Consider the following 19,875-nt stretch of genomic DNA (forward strand, 5'->3'; position numbering starts at 1 on the left):
TCAACGCTCCGCCAGATAGCGTTCGAGATCGTCGCAGCCACCAATCGTCTCGCCGTCGATGACGATCAGCGGGGTTGTCGCGATGCCGTGCTCGGCCTTGAACGCCTCGACCGCATCCCGATCGCGGAGGATCTGGTCGTCGACGTCATAGCCTTCGGCCTGAAGCAGCTGCTTCGCGCGGACGCCGAACGGGCAGGTGTGATCGGGCAGCACCATCCGGTGCAGCGTCGCGGTACGGGTCTGGGTCATCATCGTCCTCGGATCTGCGGCCTCTCGATACGCCGATCGATGCCAGCTCCTATAGCGCGGGATGGCCCCAGACGTTCCCTGCGGACGTCGCGGGCTAGCGGCGCAGGGCGCGGCGCACGGCGGTCCAGCTGACGAACTTGAAGTTCTGCGTGTCGGGGGCGTTGTCGCCGTCCTGCGCGACGAACAGGCCGCCCGGATAGGCCGGGCCGAAATCGCCGAGCATCAGGTCGATGCCGTCGGTGTCGCTGGTCCCGTCGATCGCCCCGCCGCCGATCCGGAACCGCCCCGCATAGGTGACGCCAGGCAGGCGGTAGAGCGTATAGGCGTTGTCGCCCTGGCTCGAGACGACCAGATAGCCGCCGCGGCGGCCCGAGGGCGCGAGCGCGAGGCCTTCCGCATCGGCGACGAGCGTCTTGCCGTCGACCTGCGCGATCGGCGTCGCGGTCCCCTGTGCCGCCGGATCCGCGTCGAACCGCCAGAGCCCGACATCTTCCTCCGCGACGTAGAGCCGCCCGGTCCGGTCGTCGACGACGCAGCCCTCGGCCTGGCTCGCGAGCTTCATCGACCGGACCGTCGTGACCTTGGGGACCGTGCGCGAGACGTCGATGGCGACCTGATCGATCCGCCCGTCCTTCAGTACGACGAAGCCGAACAGCGCGTGATCGCGCGCGCGCGTCCACAGGCACATGCCGTAAGCCTCGCCCGGGCCGACCGGGAAGCGGCCGAGCGGCACGAGCTTCGCCGCCGCGGTGTCGAGCGTGAACAGTGACACATGCGCGGTATCGACATCGGCGCGGTCGCTCGCCGCCGCGATGACGCGCGTGCCGACCGTGCGAAGGTCGACATTGTTCAGCCGGTCGGCGGGCGTGAAGCTCAGCCGCTTGCCGGCCAGGCTGTAGACGTGGATGCCCGCCTTCTTGTCGGTCCCGATGACCAGGCTCTTCGCCGGGTCCGCGGGGTTGCGCCAGATGGCGGGATCGTCCGCCGCATCCGCCGCGGTATCGACCGGATCGGTTTCCGCGGTCGCCGCGACCAGCGGCGCGGTGGCCGTCTGGGGCACGCTCGTGGTCGCGCATCCGGCGAGGATCAGCGCGACGAGCGGCAGTCCGCGCATCAGAAGGTCACCCGCACGCCGCCGGTATAGCGCCGCCCGAACGTCTCATGCTCGATCGTATAGGCGGACGAACCGGCATAGCGGCGGCCCGGGCCGTTCAGCAGATTGGCAAAATCGCCGTAGATCTCGACATTATTGTTGATCGCGTACCGCACGCTGGCGTCTAGCTCATTGTCCTTCGCCCAGTAGAAGTCGCCGCCATCGGCCCCGCGGACGACGCCGCCGATCGTGTCGGTGCCGCCGATCGCATCGAGCCATGCCGAGCGGTTCTGATAGGACACCCGCGCCGAAAAGCCGTATTTCTCGTAATAGGCGATCAGATTGTAGATCGCGTCGGACGCACCGGGCAGCGGCACCTTGCGCGACGGCAGGGCCGCGGTCCCCGGCGTCTCGGCGCGGCTCTTGTTGATCGTCGCGTTGAGCTGGACGCCGAAGCCACCCATCCATTCGGGCAGCCCGAGATCGGCGGTGAAGGGCTCGAGCTGCTGCTGGATCGCACCCTCGATGCCCATGATATAGCCGCTGCCGCCGTTGACGATCGTCGAATAGAGATAGCCCGATCGGTCGACGCCGCCGGTGTTCAGCGTCGTCCGCCCGAACGTCTGCGTCGAATCGAACAGGACGTCGGTGACGTCCTTGTAATAGGCACCGATCGACAGGAAGCCGCGCGGCATCGTGTAATATTCGACATAGAGATCGACGCCCTTCGCCTTTTCGGGCTTCGCATCGGGATTGCCGCCGGAGATGGTGGCGTTCGCATCGTTATAGCTGAGATTGGGGCGCAGCTGATCGTAATCGGGACGCGCGGCGCCGGTGTTGAACGACAGCCGTGCCTTCATCCGGTCATCGACGTCCCAGTTGAGGTGGAGGCTAGGATAGACCAGCGTCTGGCTCGCCTTCACGTCGATCAACCCGACCGAGGAGAAGGCCTGCGCGTCGTTGCGGATATGCTCGACGCGGGCGCCGCCGATGATGCTGCCCCAGTGGGTCGTCGCAGTTGCCATCGCATAGGCCGAATAGACCTTCTCGCCGACATCGTAGAAATTGGCGTCGCTGCGCACATAGCTGCCGACCGCCTTGGCTTGGTCGACCAGCCCGAGAACCTTGTCGCGGTCGAAATACTGGAAGGTGTAGCCGAGCGGGATCTCGCCCTGGAACCCGCCGGGCTTGGCGATCGCCGAATAGTTCGTCGCGATACCCGCCGCGGCGAACTGCGCGGGCGTCGACAGGTCGAGCAGATATTCGTTCGACGTCTTGGTGCGGTCGTCATAGCGCACGCCGGCGGCGAGGATCGTCGAGGCGCCGAACACCGACGCCTCGCGGCTGATGTCGAGCTTGGCGGTATAGGCCTCGGTCACGTCCTGCGCCTTGAGCGAGCGCAGGCGCGACAGGGTGCGCGGAAAATCCTCGATCGCCGTGACCCGGTCGCCGCGTGAGAAGCTGCCATCGGCGTTGCGGATCGTCCGGTACAGCTGCACCTTGGCGAGCTGCGGATCGGTCAGGTCATAGCCGACGGTCAGGCGGTTGGCGGCATTCGCACCGTTGGTGCCGAACGAGGGGCTGTCATAGTTGAGCTGCGCAGGCTGCGACCGGTCGTCGATCGACCGGGTGTAGTTGCCGCGCCACGCGACCTTCCAGTCGCCGAGTTCGTGATCGCCGCCCAGCGTGTTGGTGAACACCGACTGCTTGTACTTGCGCACCGTGAAGTTCGAATTGAGATCGATCCCGTACACCGTGCCGAGCAGGGGGGTGTTGCCCGTGCAGACATCCGCATAGCCCGTGGTGCCCGAGGCCGGGCGCGCATTGACCGCGCAAGCTGCGGTGCCGTTCGGGGTGCGCGACTGCTGGTCGTCCAGATCGAAGATGTAATTGTTGCGCTGCTCGTCATCCTCGAACGCCGAGTAGATCGTCTCGGCGAACAGCTTGTGGCCGGGGGCGGGGCGCCAGTCGAGCCGGCTCGACAGCGAATAGTTCTTCCGCGTCAGCCGGTAGAGCTTGTTCTCGGTCTCGCGCGCCCAGTTGCGCGTCTCATACCCGGGGCGCAGGTCGCGGTCGACCGCTTCGAAATCGGTCTCGAAATTGTCGGTGACCATGCCGCGGCGATAGAGGCTGGCGGAGGAGACGATGCCGAATTCGCCGATCCCCGTGTCGAACCGGTCGGACACGACGAGCGAGCCCTCATATTCGGTCTTCTTGCCGAGCTCGACATGGCCGAGGCCGCCCTTGGCCTGAACCTTCAGCCCCGGATAGTCGAACGCCGAGCGGGTGATGATGTCGACATTGCCCGCGATCGTCTCGCCGGTCATGTCGGGGGTCACCGCTTTCCGCACGATGATCTGCGACGCGATCGCCGAGGGGATCGAATCGAACCGTGCGTCACGACCCTCCGGGCTGACCACGTTGATCCCGTCGAACGACAGCGTCGTCCAGTTGATCGGGCTGCCGCGCAGCGTGATGTAGCGCGCTTGGCCCTGGTCGCGCTGGACGCCGACGCCGGGCAGGCGGCTGACCGCCTGCGCGACATTCTGGTCGGGCAGGCGCCCGATCGAATCCGACGCGATCACCGAGACGAGCGAGGGGCTGGTCCGCTGGATCTGCAGCGCGGCGGCTTCGGACTCGGCGATCGGGCGCGACCCCGAAACGACGATCTCGTCGCCGTCGGCACTGGTCTCGATCGTCATCGCGACATCGAGCACGACCGCCGCGTCGGTGACCGTGACGCTGCGCCGGGCATCGGGAAAGCCGACATAGCGGACCACGACGTCATGCGTCCCGGCGGGGATCCCGGCCAGCGTGAACCGGCCCGCGCGATCCGCCGCGGTCGCGAGGCCGAGAGCGGGGATCGAGACCGATGCGCCGTCGAGATAGTCGCCACTGCCGGCCTGCGAGATCGTCCCGGTGATGCTGGCATTGCCACGCGGGGCGGGCGCTGCGGCTGCGGCGGGGCCATCGACCGGTTCGGCACGGGCAATCCCGATCGCAAGCGGGATCATCGCACTGCCGATGAGAAGCGCGCGCAAGACAGCAGGGCCGCGTGCGCGGTGTGACAGGCCGATGATCATGATGGTCCCCCGATTGGTCCAGCTATGCGCTGGCTTGCCGGGGTGCCTATTGCAGACCAATGGCAGCGTGGTGACACGGGGGTGACAGTTTCGTTACGTCGTGCCCCACGTCTCTCAACACAGCGCGCCATTCCGCGTCGAGAAGCATCTTGCGTCGCCAACGCCGAGCCGATAGACGCTCGCCATCGCATCGCGACCGCCGGCGCTCATTCGCCGCACGGACGTACAGTCGATATGCGGGTGTAGCTCAATGGTAGAGCTTTTGCTTCCCAAGCAAGTGACGAGGGTTCGATTCCCTTCACCCGCTCCACGCCGATACCGTCGGTGCCAGCGCAAATCCTTTTCCACGCCGACCACCGGGTCGCGATCGCCTGTCCGGCGATGCGACCGCGGTGTCGCGTTTGGTCACTTGATCAGAATGACCGCCTTCGACAGCGTCATGTAGATCCCCCAGAGGATCGGCACACCCACCGCCAGCCAGGCGAGGATGACGGTCGACCGCGATCCACCGCCATGCTGTGCGGTGGTGGTGGCCGTCGTGGCGTCGACGGCAGTCGTCGAGGCTACGCCCTCGGTAACCGGCATGTGGAAGCGGCTTGCCACTGGCTTGACGAACAGGTTGGCGACGAAGCCGACCACGAGCATCGCTGCAAGCATCAGGAAGATCGGCTGATAGACCTGGTCGCGCGGGATCCCCGCGGCGATCCGCCCGTCGCGCATGTTGGCGACGAGCAGCGGCCCGACAACGCCCGCGGTCGACCAGGCGGTCAGCAGCCGGCCGTGGATCGCGCCGACGAACTTTGTCCCGAATATGTCCGCCAGATAGGCGGGCACGGTCGCGAAGCCGCCGCCATAGGTGGAGGCGAGGATGCAGAAGACGAGGATGAAGAGACCAAGGCTGCTGCCGGCAAGCGCGGGGGCGGCGATACCATAGAGCACTGCGCTGATCGCCAGGATCACCGCGTAGAGCGGCTTGCGCCCCAGCCGGTCGGAGAACCACGCCCAGAAGAAGCGGCCACCGATGTTGAACAGGCTGATCGCGCCGACGAACCCGGCGCCGACCGCGGCCGCGGCGACCTTCTGGCTGTCGCTGAATGCGGTGAAGAGCACGCCCGGCGCGTCGATCAGGCGACCGCCGAAGATCTCCTGGAGCATCGGCGAGGCGACACCGATGATGCCGATCGACGCGGACACGTTGAGCAGCAGGACGATCCAGATGAGCCAGAATTGCGGCGTCTTGTGCGCATCCTTCAGATCGACGTTGAACCGGCTGATCGTTGCCTTGGCATCGGTCGGCGGGGTCCAGCCGGCGGGCTTCCAGCCCTCGGCAGGCACGCGGTAGCCGAGCGCGCCGGCCATCATGAACACGAAATAGATGACCGCGAGGACGAGGAAAGTCTGCCAGACGCCGACGCCGGTCGGGCCGGAGAAGTGCTTCATCAGAGAATTGGCGAGCGGGCTGCCGATCATCGCGCCGCCGCCAAAGCCCATGATCGCCATGCCCGTCGCCATGCCGCGCCGGTCGGGAAACCATTTGATGAGCGTCGAGACGGGCGAGATATAGCCGAGACCCAGACCGATGCCGCCGATCACGCCCGAACCGAGCCAGATGAGCCACAACTGGTGCATCGACACGCCGATCGCGCCGATCCCCATCCCGCCGCACCAGCAGAAGGCGGCGACGACGCCGGCTTTGCGCGGGCCGGCGCGTTCGAGCCAGCCGCCCCAGATCGCCGCGGCGGCGCCGAGCACGACGAAGAAGAGGGTGTAGGTCCAGACGAGGTCGCTGACCCGCCAGTCGCAGGTCGTGGTTGTCAGCGCCTGGGCCAGCGTCATGCTTTCGCAGACCACCGGATCGGTGATTCCGATCGCGCGCGACAGCGGCAACCAGAACACGCTGAAGCCATAGGCCATGCCGATGCACAGATGGATGGCGAGCGCGCAGGGCGGCACCAGCCAGCGATCAAAGCCCGGCCCTGCTACCGTCCGGGCCCGGTCGAGCAGCCCGCCGGTTGATCCATCCGCCATCATCATCCCCTTTTTATGAAGGGGATGCATGCGGGCGGCCGGTGACAAAGGAAAGCCGACTAAGGTCGGGGACGACCATATTTATACAAAAACCTCGTCCCGCCATGCCGATCAGGCGTCGAACAGGATCTCGAGCGGCTCGAGATCGGTGATCGTCGCGCGGACCTGTGCCGCGGGCAGGATCGGCCCGACGCCCGCGGGGGTGCCGGTGAAGATCAGATCGCCGGGGGCGAGTTCGACTTGGCGTGACAGCGCGGCGATGACTTCGGCGACCGACCAGATCATCATCGACAGGTCGCCCGACTGGCGCGGTTCGCCGTCGATCGTCAGCCCGATCGCACCTGTTGCAGGCGGCGCGCCCGGGGTGAGCGCGCCGATCGGGGCGGACCGGTCGAACCCCTTGGCCATGTCCCATGGCCGCCCGGCCGCCTTGGCCGCCGCCTGCAGGTCGCGCCGCGTCAGGTCGATACCGACCGCATGACCGAAGATCTTCGCCGTCGCCTCCGTCGCATCGATGTCCCGTCCGCCTTCGCCCAGCGCGACGACCAGTTCTACCTCGTGATGCAGATCCTGCGTCATGCTCGGATAGGGCAGGGTGCCGCCAGCGGGCACGACGGCATCGGCGGGCTTGGTGAAGAAGAAGGGCTGCTGCCGATCCGGATCCGACCCCATTTCGCGCGCGTGGTCGGCGTAATTCTGCCCGACGCAGAAGATCCTGCGGACCGGAAACCGCGCCGCGGATCCGACGATCGCGATCGTGGGGGCGGTGACGACGGGAATCTGCATCGGTTTCTCCTTCGATGGGCGCCGACCGCGTGGACCGGGGCGCGGCGCTTTGCAACAGCGTGCGGGATCGTACCGATCGCCCGTGCAGCGGGAACGTCGCGGAGTTCGGCGGGTTTGGATCGGAAACGACAGGAGATCCGCATGTCCACCCAGCCCGTACGATTCGCCCCCTCGGTCGAAACCATCGCCGACGACGAGGCCGAGACGCTGGCGTCGCTCAAGGACAGCTTTCGCGAGATCCTCGAGACCACGTCGCAGGATTATGCGCATGCCGTGCGCGCGGTTCATGCCAAGGCGCATGGCATCGCGCGCGGCACACTGACGATCGCTGACGGCCTGCCCGAAACGCTCGCGCAGGGCATTTTCGCGCAGCCGGGACGTCATGAGGCAGTGCTGCGCATATCGACGAACGCGGGCGACATTCTCGATGACAGCGTCAGCCTGCCGCGGGGCGTCGCGCTGAAGATCCTCGACGTCCAGGGCGATCGCCTGCCGGGCTCGGAAGGCGAGACGACTCAGGACTTCATCATGGTCAACGCGCCGGTCTTTGCGGCACCCGATCCCAAGGCCTTTTCGAAGAACCTCAAGCTGCTCGCCAAGACGACCGACCGGTTCGACGGTGTGAAGAAGGCGATGTCGGCGACCTTCCGCGTCGTCGAATCCGCGCTGGAGGCGGTCGGGGCGGAGTCCGCGACGCTCAAGACGCTCGGCGGCGCAAAACCCGTCCACCCGCTCGGCGAGACCTATTTCTCGCAGACGCCGCTGCGCTACGGGGATTATATCGCCAAGGTCGCGCTGTTCCCGGTATCACCCGCGCTGACGCGCCTGACCGGCGACACGGTAGACATCACCGCACGCCCCGATGCGCTGCGCGAGGTCGTGCGCGAGGAGCTGATCGAGCATGGCGGCGTCTGGGAGCTGCGCGTCCAGTTGAACACCGATCTCGACGCGATGCCGATCGAAGACGCGACGGTGGAATGGGATCAGCAGGCCAGCCCGTTCGTCACGGTCGCCACGCTCGAGGTGGCGCCGCAAATCTCTTGGGAACACGGCGTGACCGATCATACCGACGATGCGCTGGCGTACAGCGTGTGGCACGGGGTGGTTGAGCATCAGCCGCTGGGCGGCGTCAATCGCGTCCGCAAGGAGACCTATGAGCTCTCGGCGGGATTCCGCGGGACGTTCAACGGGTGTCCGATGCACCAGCCCAAGACGCTGGCCGAACTTGCCTGACATGGCAGATGTTTCAGGACGCTCGCACACGCTGTTTCACGTCAGCGACGTTCATTTCGGGGCAGAGGATCCGGCAGCGCTCGCCTGGTTCTCCGCCTGTGTCGAGGCGGAGCGGCCCGACGCGGTGATCATGACCGGCGATCTGACGATGCGCGCCACGAAGGAGGAGTTCCAGCGTGGCGGCGACTGGTTGCGCGGCCTCGGCGTGCCCGTCACGCTCGAGGTCGGCAATCACGACATCCCCTATTACTGGGACCCGTTCCGCCGGTTCTTCTCGCCCTATCAGCGTTATGCCGCGGTCGAGTCGATGATCGAGAAGCCCTTGGAACTGCCCGGGATCACGATCGTCCCGCTCAAGACGACTGCCCGCGCGCAGTGGCGCTGGAACTGGTCAAAGGGGCGTGTCAGCCCGGGGTCGCTGTCGCGCGCGCTGGCGATGATCGAGGATGTCCCGAAGGATCACCTGGTCTTCGTCGCGGCGCATCATCCGCTGATCGAAGGCGGCACGACCGGAACAGCAAAGACCCGCCATGGCGACAGCGCATTGACCGCACTCGCCGATGCGGGGGCGCATGCCGTGCTGTCAGGTCATGTCCACGACCCCTTCGACATTCCCGTCGAACGCAGCGGCCGGGAGATCCGCATGATCGGTGCCGGCACCCTGTCCAAGCGGACGCGCGGCAGTCCGCCCGCATTCAACGAGCTGCGGGTCACGGGCCAGCAGCTCCGGACGATCCCGCGAACCATGGGCGAAGGCACCGGCTGACCCGCCAGGGCGCGCGGTTCGACCAGTCCGCCCCGCCAGTCGCCTGAAACGACAAAGGCCGCCGCCCGGATATCCGGACGGCGGCCTTTTCACTGGCGTCTGATGCGCCCGATTACTCGGGCTTGTTCAGATAGTCGCCGGCATCCGCATCGGTGCCGGTGCCCGAGGTCACGACTTCGCCAAGCGCGTCGTCCCCCGTGCCGCCGGAATCGCGCGGCGAGCGGGCGAGTTCGGCGTCATGCTCTTCCTTCGCCGACTTCGGCGCGATGATCGAGGCTTCGGCCATCTTGCGCTGGGCGACGCGCATCGAGGCGTCGCGGCTGTTCGCCACGACCCGCAGGCGGTTGAGGCCTGCGCCGGTGCCTGCCGGGATGAGCCGGCCGACGATCACGTTCTCCTTCAGACCCATCAGCATGTCCTGCTTACCCTGGACCGCGGCCTCGGTGAGGACGCGGGTGGTCTCCTGGAACGATGCCGCCGAGATGAAGCTGCGGGTCTGCAGCGACGCCTTGGTGATACCGAGCAGGATGGGCTTGCCCTGTGCACGGGTCTGCTTCTTGTCGAGCTTCTCGTTGGTCGCGTCCATTTCCTCGCGATCGACCTGCTCGCCCTTCAGCAGCGTGGTGTCGCCGCCATCGGTGATCTCGACCTTCTGCAGCATCTGACGAACGATCGTCTCGATGTGCTTGTCGTTGATCTTCACGCCCTGGAGACGATAGACCTCCTGGATTTCCGACACGAGATACTCGGCGAGGGGCTCGATACCCATCGTCTCGAGGATGTCATGCGGATCCGGCGAGCCGCCGATCAGGTTGTCGCCGCGCTTGACGTAATCGCCTTCCTGCACGTCGATGACCTTCGACTTCGGCACCAGATACTCGACGACGTCGCCGCCATCCTCGGGCTGGATGCCGATCTTGCGCTTCGCCTTGTAATCCTTGCCGAACACGACACGGCCCGAGATCTTGGCGATGATCGCCGAGTCCTTGGGGATTCGCGCCTCGAACAGCTCGGCAACGCGCGGCAGACCACCGGTGATGTCGCGCGTCTTGGCGCTCTCGCGGCTGACGCGGGCCACGACGTCGCCGCCGAACACCTGTGCGCCATCCTCGACCGACAAGGTCGCACCGATCGCCAGCATGTAGCGGCCGGTCTCGCCCGACGTCTCGTCGAGCAGGGTCATGCGCGGACGCAGATCCTCCTTCGACTTGGTCGCCGCACGATATTCGATCACGACGCGCTGGGCGATGCCCGTGGCTTCGTCGGTCTGCTCGGTGAGCGTCTTGCCCTCGATCAGGTCGACATACTTGATCGTGCCCGGGTTCTCCGTGATCACCGGCATGGTGAACGGATCCCACTCGGCCATCCGGTCGCCGCGCGACACGACGTGGCCATCGTCGAACAGCACATACGCACCGTAGGGGATACGATCGACCGAGAGCTCGCGGCCGTCCATGTCAACGATCGCGATTTCACCCGAGCGGCTGAGCACCACACGACGGCCACGCTGGTCGACGATGATACGCAGATCGCGGAACTGCACCGTACCGTCGGCATGCGCCTCGAGGTTCGACGTTTCGTTGAGCTGCGCGGCACCACCGATGTGGAACGTACGCATGGTCAGCTGCGTGCCCGGCTCACCGATCGACTGCGCGGCGATGACGCCGACAGCTTCACCGATGTTCACCGGCGTACCGCGGGCGAGATCGCGCCCGTAGCACTTGCCGCAGACGCCGATCTTCGACTCGCAGACTAGCGGGCTGCGGATCTTGCACGACTGCGTGCCGAGGCCTTCGATCGTCGTGATCATCGGCTCGTCGAGCAGCGTGCCCGACGGGATGATGACCTTGCCGGTCTTCGGATCGGTGATGTCCTCCGCGGTCGTACGACCGAGGATGCGCTCGCCGAGGCTTGCGATCGTCGAACCACCCTGAAGGATCGCCTTCATCTCGAGTGCGCGCGTCGTGCCGCAATCGGGTTCGATGATGACGCAATCCTGTGACACGTCGACCAGACGACGCGTGAGGTACCCCGAGTTCGCCGTCTTCAACGCCGTATCCGCGAGGCCCTTACGAGCGCCGTGGGTCGAGTTGAAGTATTCAAGGACGGTCAGACCTTCCTTGAAGTTCGAGATGATCGGCGTCTCGATGATCTCGCCCGACGGCTTGGCCATCAGGCCACGCATACCGGCAAGCTGCTTGATCTGCGCCTGCGAACCACGAGCACCCGAATGGGCCATCATGTAGATCGAGTTGATCGGCTTTTCACGGCCGGTCTCCGTATCGACCTTCACCGCACGGATCTCGTCCATCATGGCGTTCGCGACCTGGTCGCCGCAACGGCTCCAGGCGTCGATCACCTTGTTGTACTTCTCCTGCTGCGTGATCAGACCGTCCTGATACTGCTGCTCGAAGTCCTTCACGAGCGCCTTGGTGTCGTCGACCAGACCGACCTTGGCGTCCGGAATGATCATGTCGTCCTTGCCGAACGAGATGCCGGCGCGGAAGGCGTGACGGAAGCCGAGAGTCATGATCGCATCGGCGAACAGTACGGTCTCCTTCTGGCCGGTGTGACGATAGACCTCGTCGATCACGTCGCCCACGTCCTTCTTGGTGAGCAGGCGGTTGACGGTGTCGAACGGCACCTTGTGGCTGTGCGGCAGGCACTCGCCGAGCAACATGCGGCCCGGCGTCGTCTCGTAACGCTTGAGATACTGCTTGCCGTTCTCATCGGTCTGCGGAACGCGGCTGATGATCTTGCTGTGCAGCGTCACGGCCTGGGCGTTCAGTGCCTGATGCACTTCGGCCATGTCGCCGAGCAGCATGCCCTGGCCTGGCTCGTTCTCCTTCATCATCGACAGATAATAGAGACCCAGCACCATGTCCTGCGACGGCACGATGATCGGCTTGCCGTTGGCGGGCGACAGGATGTTGTTCGTCGACATCATCAGGACGCGCGCTTCCAGCTGCGCTTCGAGCGACAGCGGGACGTGGACGGCCATCTGATCGCCATCGAAATCGGCGTTGAACGCGGAGCAGACCAGCGGGTGAAGCTGGATCGCCTTGCCCTCGATCAGCACTGGCTCGAACGCCTGGATGCCAAGACGGTGAAGCGTCGGCGCACGGTTCAGCATGACCGGATGCTCGCGGATCACCTCGTCCAGGATGTCCCAGACTTCCTTGCGCTCCTTCTCGACCCACTTCTTCGCCTGCTTCAGCGTCATGCTGAGGCCCTTGGCGTCGAGGCGTGCGTAGATGAACGGCTTGAACAGCTCGAGCGCCATCTTCTTCGGCAGGCCGCACTGGTGCAGCTTGAGCTCAGGCCCGGTCACGATGACCGAACGACCCGAATAGTCGACGCGCTTGCCCAGAAGATTCTGGCGGAAGCGGCCCTGCTTGCCCTTGAGCATGTCGGACAGCGACTTGAGCGGACGCTTGTTGGCGCCCGTGATCGTGCGACCGCGGCGACCATTGTCGAACAATGCGTCGACGGCCTCCTGCAGCATGCGCTTCTCGTTGCGGACGATGATGTCCGGCGCGCGGAGCTCCATCAGGCGCTTCAGGCGGTTGTTGCGGTTGATCACGCGGCGATACAGATCGTTCAGATCCGACGTCGCGAAACGACCACCGTCCAGAGGCACCAGCGGGCGCAGTTCGGGCGGGATGACCGGCACGACCTCGAGGATCATCCATTCGGGGCGGTTGCCCGAATCGATGAAGCTCTCGACGACCTTCAGCCGCTTGATGATCTTCTTGGGCTTGAGCTCGGACTTGGTGACCGCGAGCTCTTCGAGCAGCGTGGTACGCTCACCCTCGAGATCGAGCGACTCCAGCATGATGCGGACCGCCTCGGCACCGATACCGGCCGAGAACGCGTCCTCGCCATACTGGTCCTGCGCGTCGAGGAGCTCGTCCTCGGTCATCAGCTGGTACTTCTCGAGCGGGGTCAGGCCCGGCTCGATGACGATGTACGCCTCGAAGTACAGCACGCGCTCGAGCTGCTTCAGCTGCATGTCGAGCAGCAGGCCGATGCGCGACGGCAGCGACTTCAGGAACCAGATGTGCGCGACCGGGGCGGCGAGCTCGATATGGCCCATGCGCTCGCGGCGGACCTTCGAGACGGTAACCTCGACGCCGCACTTCTCGCAGACGATGCCCTTGTACTTCATGCGCTTGTACTTGCCGCACAAGCACTCGTAATCCTTGATCGGACCGAAGATGCGCGCGCAGAACAGGCCGTCACGCTCGGGCTTGAACGTGCGATAGTTGATGGTCTCGGGCTTCTTGATCTCGCCGAACGACCAGCTGCGGATCTTGTCCGGCGATGCGATGCCGATCTGGATCTGGTCGAACGTCTCGGCCTTGGCGACCGGATTGGCGAAGGGGGTCATTTCGTTCATATATTGATCCTTCCAACTCCCCTCCCGCGAGCGGGAGGGGAAGGGGCCCAAGCTCTTGCTTGGGAAGGGGTGGGCACCCGGTTCGATCTTGGCGCTCCATCACCGGCCGGGAGCCCACCCCCGGCCCCTCCCGGAAGGGCCCCATCAAAGTATTACTTTGATGGGAACCCGTCGCGGGAGGGGAGCTAGTTCAACCGCGTTACTCCGCCGCGATCTGGATGCCGTCGCTGTCGAAGCCGGGCTCCGACTGCTTCAGGTCCACATTCAGGCCCAGCGAGCGCATTTCCTTGACGAGCACGTTGAAGCTCTCCGGAATGCCCGCCTCGAACGTGTCGTCACCCTTGACGATCGCCTCGTAGACCTTGGTGCGGCCGACCACGTCGTCCGACTTCACCGTGAGCATTTCCTGCAAGGTGTACGCCGCGCCGTAGGCCTGGAGTGCCCAGACCTCCATCTCGCCGAAGCGCTGACCACCGAACTGCGCCTTACCACCCAGCGGCTGCTGCGTGACAAGCGAGTATGGCCCGATCGACCGTGCGTGGATCTTGTCGTCGACCAGATGGTGGAGCTTGAGCATGTAGATGTACCCAACCGTCACCTTGCGATCGAACTTGTCGCCGGTACGTCCGTCGAACAGGTCCGACTGGCCCGACGGGTCGAGACCCGCCAGTTCCAGCATCGCCGACACGTCCGCCTCGCGCGCGCCATCGAACACCGGCGTAGCCATCGGCACGCCGCCCTTCAGGTTCTTGGCCAGCTCGATGATCTCGTCACCCGAACGGGCGTCGATCTCTTCGTGATACTGCTCGCCATAGACCGTCTTGAGACGATCGCGGACCGCCTCCGGCATCGCACCGGCCTTGGCCTCCGGATTCTCCTCGCGCCAGGTTTCGAGCGCGTGAGTGATCTGCTGACCCAGACCGCGTGCGGCCCAGCCCAGATGCGTCTCGAAGATCTGCCCGACGTTCATGCGCGACGGCACGCCCAGCGGGTTGAGCACGATATCGACCGGCGTCCCGTCGGCGAGGAACGGCATGTCCTCCGCCGGCAGGATGCGGCTGATGACGCCCTTGTTCCCGTGACGGCCGGCCATCTTGTCGCCCGGCTGCAGCTTGCGCTTCACCGCGACGAACACCTTGACCATCTTCAGCACGCCCGGTGACAGCTCGTCACCACGCTCCAGCTTCTCGCGACGATCGTGGAACTTGTCCGTGATCAGCTTGGCGGCATCGTCATACTGGATCTTGACCGCTTCAAGATCGCTCTGGATCTTGTCGTCGGCGACCGCGAACTTCCACCACTCGTGGCGGTCGACGCTGTCGAGCAGATCCATGTCGATCACGACGCCCTTCTTGACGCCCTTGGGCGCCGAGGTGGCCGTCTGGTCGAGCAGCATCTCGCGGAGACGCGACCAGGTCGCACGGTTCAGGATCGAACGCTCGTCGTCCGAATCCTTCTTCAGACGCTCGATCTCCTCGCGCTCGATCGCCATCGCGCGCTCGTCCTTATCGATGCCGTGACGGTTGAAGACGCGAACGTCGACGACCGTACCCGACACGCCCGGCGGCAGGCGAAGCGACGTGTCGCGCACGTCGCTGGCCTTCTCACCGAAGATCGCGCGGAGAAGCTTCTCCTCCGGCGTCATCGGCGATTCACCCTTCGGCGTGATCTTGCCCGCGAGGATATCGCCCGGCTCGACCTCTGCACCGATGTAGACGATGCCCGCCTCGTCAAGGTTGCGCAGCGCTTCCTCGCCGACGTTCGGGATGTCGCGCGTGATGTCCTCGGGCCCGAGCTTCGTGTCGCGGGCCATCACCTCGAACTCGTCGATATGGATCGACGTGAACACGTCGTCCTTCACGATCCGCTCGGAGATCAGGATCGAATCCTCGTAGTTGTAGCCGTTCCACGGCATGAACGCGACGAGGCTGTTGCGACCCAGCGCCAGCTCGCCGAACTCGGTCGACGGACCGTCGGCGAGCACGTCGCCGGCACGGACCACGTCGCCCACCTTCACCAGCGGGCGCTGGTTGATGCAGGTCGACTGGTTCGAACGCTGGAACTTCATCAGCGTGTAGATGTCGACGCCCGACTTGCCGGCATCGATCTCGCCGGTTGCACGGATCACGATACGTGCCGCGTCGACCTGGTCGACGATGCCCGCACGCTTGGCCGAGATGGCGGCGCCAGAGTCACGCGCGACCGTCTCTTCCATGCCGGTGCCGACGAACGGCGCCTCGGCCTGGACGAGCGGCACGGCCTGACGCTGCATGTTCGAGCCCATCAGCGCGCGGTTGGCGTCATCGTTTTCCAGGAACGGAATGAGCGATGCGGCGACCGAGACGAGCTGCTTGGGGCTGACGTCCATCAGCGTGATGTTGTCGGGCAGCGCCATCAGGAATTCGCCCGCCTGACGCGACGAGACGAGTTCCTCGGTGAAGCCGCCGTCACCGGTCAGATCGGCGTTGGCCTGCGCGATCGTGTGCTTGGCCTCTTCCATCGCCGACAGGTACACGACGTCGTCGGTCACCTTGTGGTCGACGACCTTGCGGTACGGCGTCTCGATGAAGCCGTACTTGTTGACGCGGCTGAACGACGCGAGGCTGTTGATCAGACCGATGTTCGGGCCTTCCGGCGTCTCGATCGGGCAGATGCGGCCGTAATGCGTCGGGTGAACGTCGCGGACTTCAAAGCCGGCGCGCTCACGCGTCAGACCACCTGGTCCAAGTGCCGACACGCGACGCTTGTGAGTAACTTCCGACAGCGGGTTGGTCTGATCCATGAACTGCGACAGCTGCGACGAGCCGAAGAATTCGCGGACCGCGGCCACCGCCGGCTTCGCGTTGATCAGGTCGTTCGGCATGACGGTCGAGACGTCGACCGACGACATGCGCTCCTTCACGGCGCGCTCCATGCGGAGCAGGCCGACGCGATACTGGTTCTCGAGCAGCTCGCCGACCGAACGGACACGACGGTTACCGAGGTTGTCGATATCGTCGATCTCGCCCTTGCCGTCCTTGAGGTTCACGAGCGTCTTGATGACCTCAAGAATGTCCTCGGTGCGCAGCGTCGTCACGGTGTCCTCGACGTCGAGGTCGAGACGCATATTGAGCTTCACGCGGCCGACGGCCGACAGGTCGTAGCGATCCGGATCGAAGAACAGACCCGAGAACAGGGCCTCGGCGGTCTCCAGCGTCGGCGGCTCGCCGGGGCGCATCACGCGGTAGATGTCGGACAGCGCCTGCTCGCGCTCTTCGGCCTTGTCGACCTTGAGCGTGTTGCGGATCCACGGGCCGGTCGCGACGTGATCGATGTCGAGCAGGTCGAGACGCTCGATGCCTGCCTGGTCGAGCAGTTCGAGGTTCTCGGCGGTCACTTCGTCACCGGCTTCGATGTAGATGCGGCCGGTCGACTCGTCGATCAGGTCGTACGCCGAATAGCGGCCGAAAATTTCCTCGGTCGGGATCAGCAGGTCGGTGAGACCGTCCTTGAACGCCTTGTTCGCGGCGCGCGGGGAGATCTTCTGGCCGTTCGGGAACACGACTTCGCCGGTCTTCGCATCGACGATGTCGAACATCGGCTTCTGGCCACGCCAGTTCTCGACCTGGAACGGAACGATCCAGCCACCCTGGCCGCGGACGAACGTCACGCGGTTGTAGAAATAGTTGAGGATCTCTTCCGACGTCATGCCGAGCGCGTAGAGCAGCGCCGTGACGGGCAGCTTGCGCTTGCGATCGATGCGGACGTTGACGATGTCCTTGGCGTCGAACTCAAAATCGAGCCACGAGCCGCGATACGGGATCACGCGGGCAGCGAACAGATACTTGCCCGATGCGTGCGTCTTGCCGCGATCGTGATCGAACAGGACGCCCGGCGAACGGTGCATCTGCGAAACGATGACGCGCTCGGTGCCGTTGATGAAGAACGTGCCGTTCTCGGTCATGAGCGGCATGTCGCCCATGTACACGTCCTGCTCCTTGATATCGATGACCGACTTGGCCTCGGTATCGGGATCGACCTCGAACGCGGTCAGGCGCAGCGTGACGCGCATCGGCGCGGCATAGGTGATCCCGCGCTGGCGGCATTCCTCGACGTCGAACTTCGGCGGCTCAAGAACGTAATCGTCGAAATCGAGATACGCGGTGCCCGCGAAATCCTGGATCGGGAATACGCTGCGCAGCGTCTTCTCGAGACCCGAGACATGGCCGATCGACTTGTCGGAGCGCAGGAACTGCTCGTAGCTCTCGCGCTGAACCTCGATCAGGTTCGGCATCTGCACGACTTCGTGGATGTTGCCGAAGACCTTGCGGATGCGGCGCTTTGCGGTGCCGCCGTCGCGACGCTGCTTGGCAGCGCCCTCGTTGATCGCCTTGGAAGCCATAGGTTATTTGCCCTCAATAAACTGACGGGTCAGCCGTAATTTCGTGCCCGGGAACCCCCGGACGGGGCGTGCAGTAACGCAAAAAGGCCGCGCGCAATCACATGCGGCGGCTTTCGGCGAATGAAACCCCGGCATCCAATACGATCGACATGCTGCGCGACGGCCTGTCATTTCCCGGATGCTGTGGTGAGTGGCTCATATAGGACGGTGGCCGGCGCTTGTCAAAGCGGTCCGGTCTCGCGCGGAAAATGTCGAAGACGGGATGCTATCGCGGCCAGGCGAGCGCGGCGCAGCGGCCCGTGGAAAAATATTTGTAATAAAATCACAATGCCACGCAACGGCTTATTGGGCGACGAGCGGCCTGGTGCGGATGCGGCGCTGTTCGCGGGGATGACAGTCCTGATCAGGATTAGTAGATACCAATTGGCTACCGGAATTGAATCCGCCGCACGGCGGGGCCTTGCCGGTGTCGTTCAGCCGTCATTCGTCAGCGTCCACCCTATTGCCGAGTTCACGCCCATGTCGATAGCCGCCCGGTCGGACCCGTCCGCGTGAGCGCCGATCCCAGTCTGGCGCCCCCAACGGGTGCGACGGCCGGTTTCGGCCTGGGGCTGGCAAGCCCGGCCTCCGCTTGTCTGCCTGTGGCGGGCGCTTGTCTGCCTGTGGCGGGGGAGGGGCGCGCGGTTCTGCCGCGACTGTTGTTCGTCCATGCCGCCGACGCGGCATCGTGCCAGGCGCATGCCGAGCTTCGGTCGCGGGGCTACTCCGTCGCCTGGATCGGCCATGCGGCGGAGATTGCGGCGGGAACGGCTTTCGCGCCTGACGTCGTGATTGCCGACGCGCAATCGCGGGGCGACGATCTGATCACCGTGCTCGATCAGATCGGGCACGACGGCCGGATCTGCCCGGTGATCGAGTTGCGGCCGCCGGGCGAATATCCGTCCGCCGTCCTCGGCGAGGCGATGATCGGCGAGCATCCGCTCGTCGGGTCGCTCGAGCGGACCTACAAGATCGGCGCACTCACCGCGATCCTCGCGTCGCTCGCGACCGGAACGGGCCGGTCGGAAGACGCTGCAGGCGACCGGCGCATGATCGCGGCGCTGCTTGCAGGATCGCGGCTGCTGCCGAACCTGCATTACGAGTTCCTGCCCAAGATCGACCTGACCACCGATCAGGTTGCCGGCTATGAAGCGCTCGCCCGGCTGCGCAACATCCCGGGTGTGAACCCCGAATGGCTATTCGCCGCGATGACCGACGCGGGGATCGAGGCGGCAGCGACGATGAAGGCGGTCACCGCCGCGCTCGACCTCTGGCTTGCGCTGAGCGTCGAGCAACGGTCCGCGCCGGTCGCGATCAACTGCAGCCAGGCGGTGCTGGCCGATCCGCTGTTCCAGGCGGCGCTGGGCGATGAACTGCGCCGGCGGGGCGTCGCGTCGAACGGGCCGGGACGGGGCGTCCTGATCATCGAGATCACCGAGGATGCCCGGCCGGTCGATACCCAGCGGCTGGTCCGCGACATGAACGGGTTGCGCGATCTGGGCGTGGTGTTCTCGCTCGACGATTTCGGCAAGGGGGCGACGAATTTCGATCGCGTCTTCACGCTGCCGATCGCCGAGCTGAAGATCGACAAGGACTTTTTCGGCCATTGCGCACGCCACGTGCACGAACTCGGCATACTGCGCGAGGTCGTCCGGTCCTGCCACGCGCGGGGGCTGAGCACGGTCGTCGAGGGGGTCGAGACCGAAGAGCATCTCGCGATCGCCCGTGACCTGGGCGCTCGCTGTGCGCAGGGCTTCTACTGGGGCCGGCCGATGGCGGCGGGGAGCTTCGCGCACGTCCGCGTGATCTGAAGGCCAG

10 protein-coding genes and 1 tRNA gene are annotated in these 19,875 nt (G+C 65.2%); 4 read left to right on the top strand and 7 right to left on the bottom strand.

Annotated features, from left to right (window positions below):
• The 3 genes from ASE89_RS05280 to ASE89_RS05290 all read right to left on the bottom strand — a co-directional run bounded on the left by ASE89_RS05280 (position 1) and on the right by ASE89_RS05290 (position 4,383).
• Positions 1–249 (bottom strand): glutaredoxin domain-containing protein, encoded by a 249-nt coding sequence (locus tag ASE89_RS05280; protein ID WP_056675393.1) that lies wholly within the window; start codon positions 247–249, stop codon positions 1–3.
• 94 nt (positions 250–343) lie between these two features.
• Positions 344–1,363: a phytase gene (locus ASE89_RS05285; RefSeq protein ID WP_056674672.1), complete on the bottom strand. Its 1,020-nt coding sequence runs from the start codon at positions 1,361–1,363 to the stop codon at positions 344–346.
• Positions 1,363–4,383, bottom strand: a complete 3,021-nt coding sequence (locus ASE89_RS05290; RefSeq protein ID WP_168427565.1) for a TonB-dependent receptor — start codon at positions 4,381–4,383, stop codon at positions 1,363–1,365. Before ASE89_RS05290 ends, ASE89_RS05285 begins: the two co-directional genes overlap by 1 nt.
• Before the next feature lie 278 nt (positions 4,384–4,661).
• Between ASE89_RS05290 and ASE89_RS05295 the strand changes: the two genes are divergently transcribed.
• Positions 4,662–4,735: transfer RNA gene (locus ASE89_RS05295), tRNA-Gly, on the top strand.
• Positions 4,736–4,830: 95 nt separating this feature from the next.
• On the opposite strand, the gene ASE89_RS05300 is transcribed toward ASE89_RS05295, so the two are convergent.
• Positions 4,831–6,453 carry an OFA family MFS transporter gene (locus tag ASE89_RS05300; RefSeq protein WP_197979327.1) on the bottom strand — a complete coding sequence of 541 codons (1,623 nt, stop codon included), beginning with the start codon at positions 6,451–6,453 and terminating at the stop codon, positions 4,831–4,833.
• Between the two features lie 111 nt (positions 6,454–6,564).
• Positions 6,565–7,239 carry a fumarylacetoacetate hydrolase family protein gene (locus ASE89_RS05305; protein ID WP_056674676.1) on the bottom strand — a complete coding sequence of 225 codons (675 nt, stop codon included), beginning with the start codon at positions 7,237–7,239 and terminating at the stop codon, positions 6,565–6,567.
• A gap of 141 nt (positions 7,240–7,380) precedes the next feature.
• On the opposite strand from ASE89_RS05305, the gene ASE89_RS05310 reads away from it, so the two are divergent.
• On the top strand, positions 7,381–8,472 hold the full coding sequence (locus ASE89_RS05310; protein WP_056674684.1) for a catalase family protein: 1,092 nt from the start codon (positions 7,381–7,383) through the stop codon (positions 8,470–8,472).
• A 1-nt stretch (position 8,473) separates the two neighbouring features.
• Positions 8,474–9,238 (top strand): metallophosphoesterase family protein, encoded by a 765-nt coding sequence (locus tag ASE89_RS05315; RefSeq protein ID WP_056674686.1) that lies wholly within the window; start codon positions 8,474–8,476, stop codon positions 9,236–9,238.
• A 112-nt stretch (positions 9,239–9,350) separates the two neighbouring features.
• Here ASE89_RS05315 and rpoC read toward each other — a convergent pair whose 3' ends face one another.
• Together rpoC and rpoB are read right to left on the bottom strand one after the other, a co-directional pair.
• The gene (gene rpoC / locus ASE89_RS05320; RefSeq protein WP_056674688.1) at positions 9,351–13,637 is read right to left on the bottom strand and encodes a DNA-directed RNA polymerase subunit beta'; all 4,287 of its coding nucleotides are present in this window, start codon (positions 13,635–13,637) and stop codon (positions 9,351–9,353) included.
• Between the two features lie 199 nt (positions 13,638–13,836).
• Positions 13,837–18,018, bottom strand: coding sequence for a DNA-directed RNA polymerase subunit beta (gene rpoB / locus ASE89_RS05325; protein WP_031393738.1), 4,182 nt, complete (start codon positions 18,016–18,018; stop codon positions 13,837–13,839).
• Positions 18,019–18,569: 551 nt separating this feature from the next.
• On the opposite strand from rpoB, the gene ASE89_RS05335 reads away from it, so the two are divergent.
• Positions 18,570–19,868 (top strand): EAL domain-containing protein, encoded by a 1,299-nt coding sequence (locus ASE89_RS05335; protein ID WP_156363280.1) that lies wholly within the window; start codon positions 18,570–18,572, stop codon positions 19,866–19,868.
• The last annotated feature ends 7 nt before the right edge of the window (positions 19,869–19,875 follow it).

The organism is Sphingomonas sp. Leaf30, from assembly GCF_001422525.1.
GTDB lineage: Bacteria > Pseudomonadota > Alphaproteobacteria > Sphingomonadales > Sphingomonadaceae > Sphingomonas > Sphingomonas aerolata.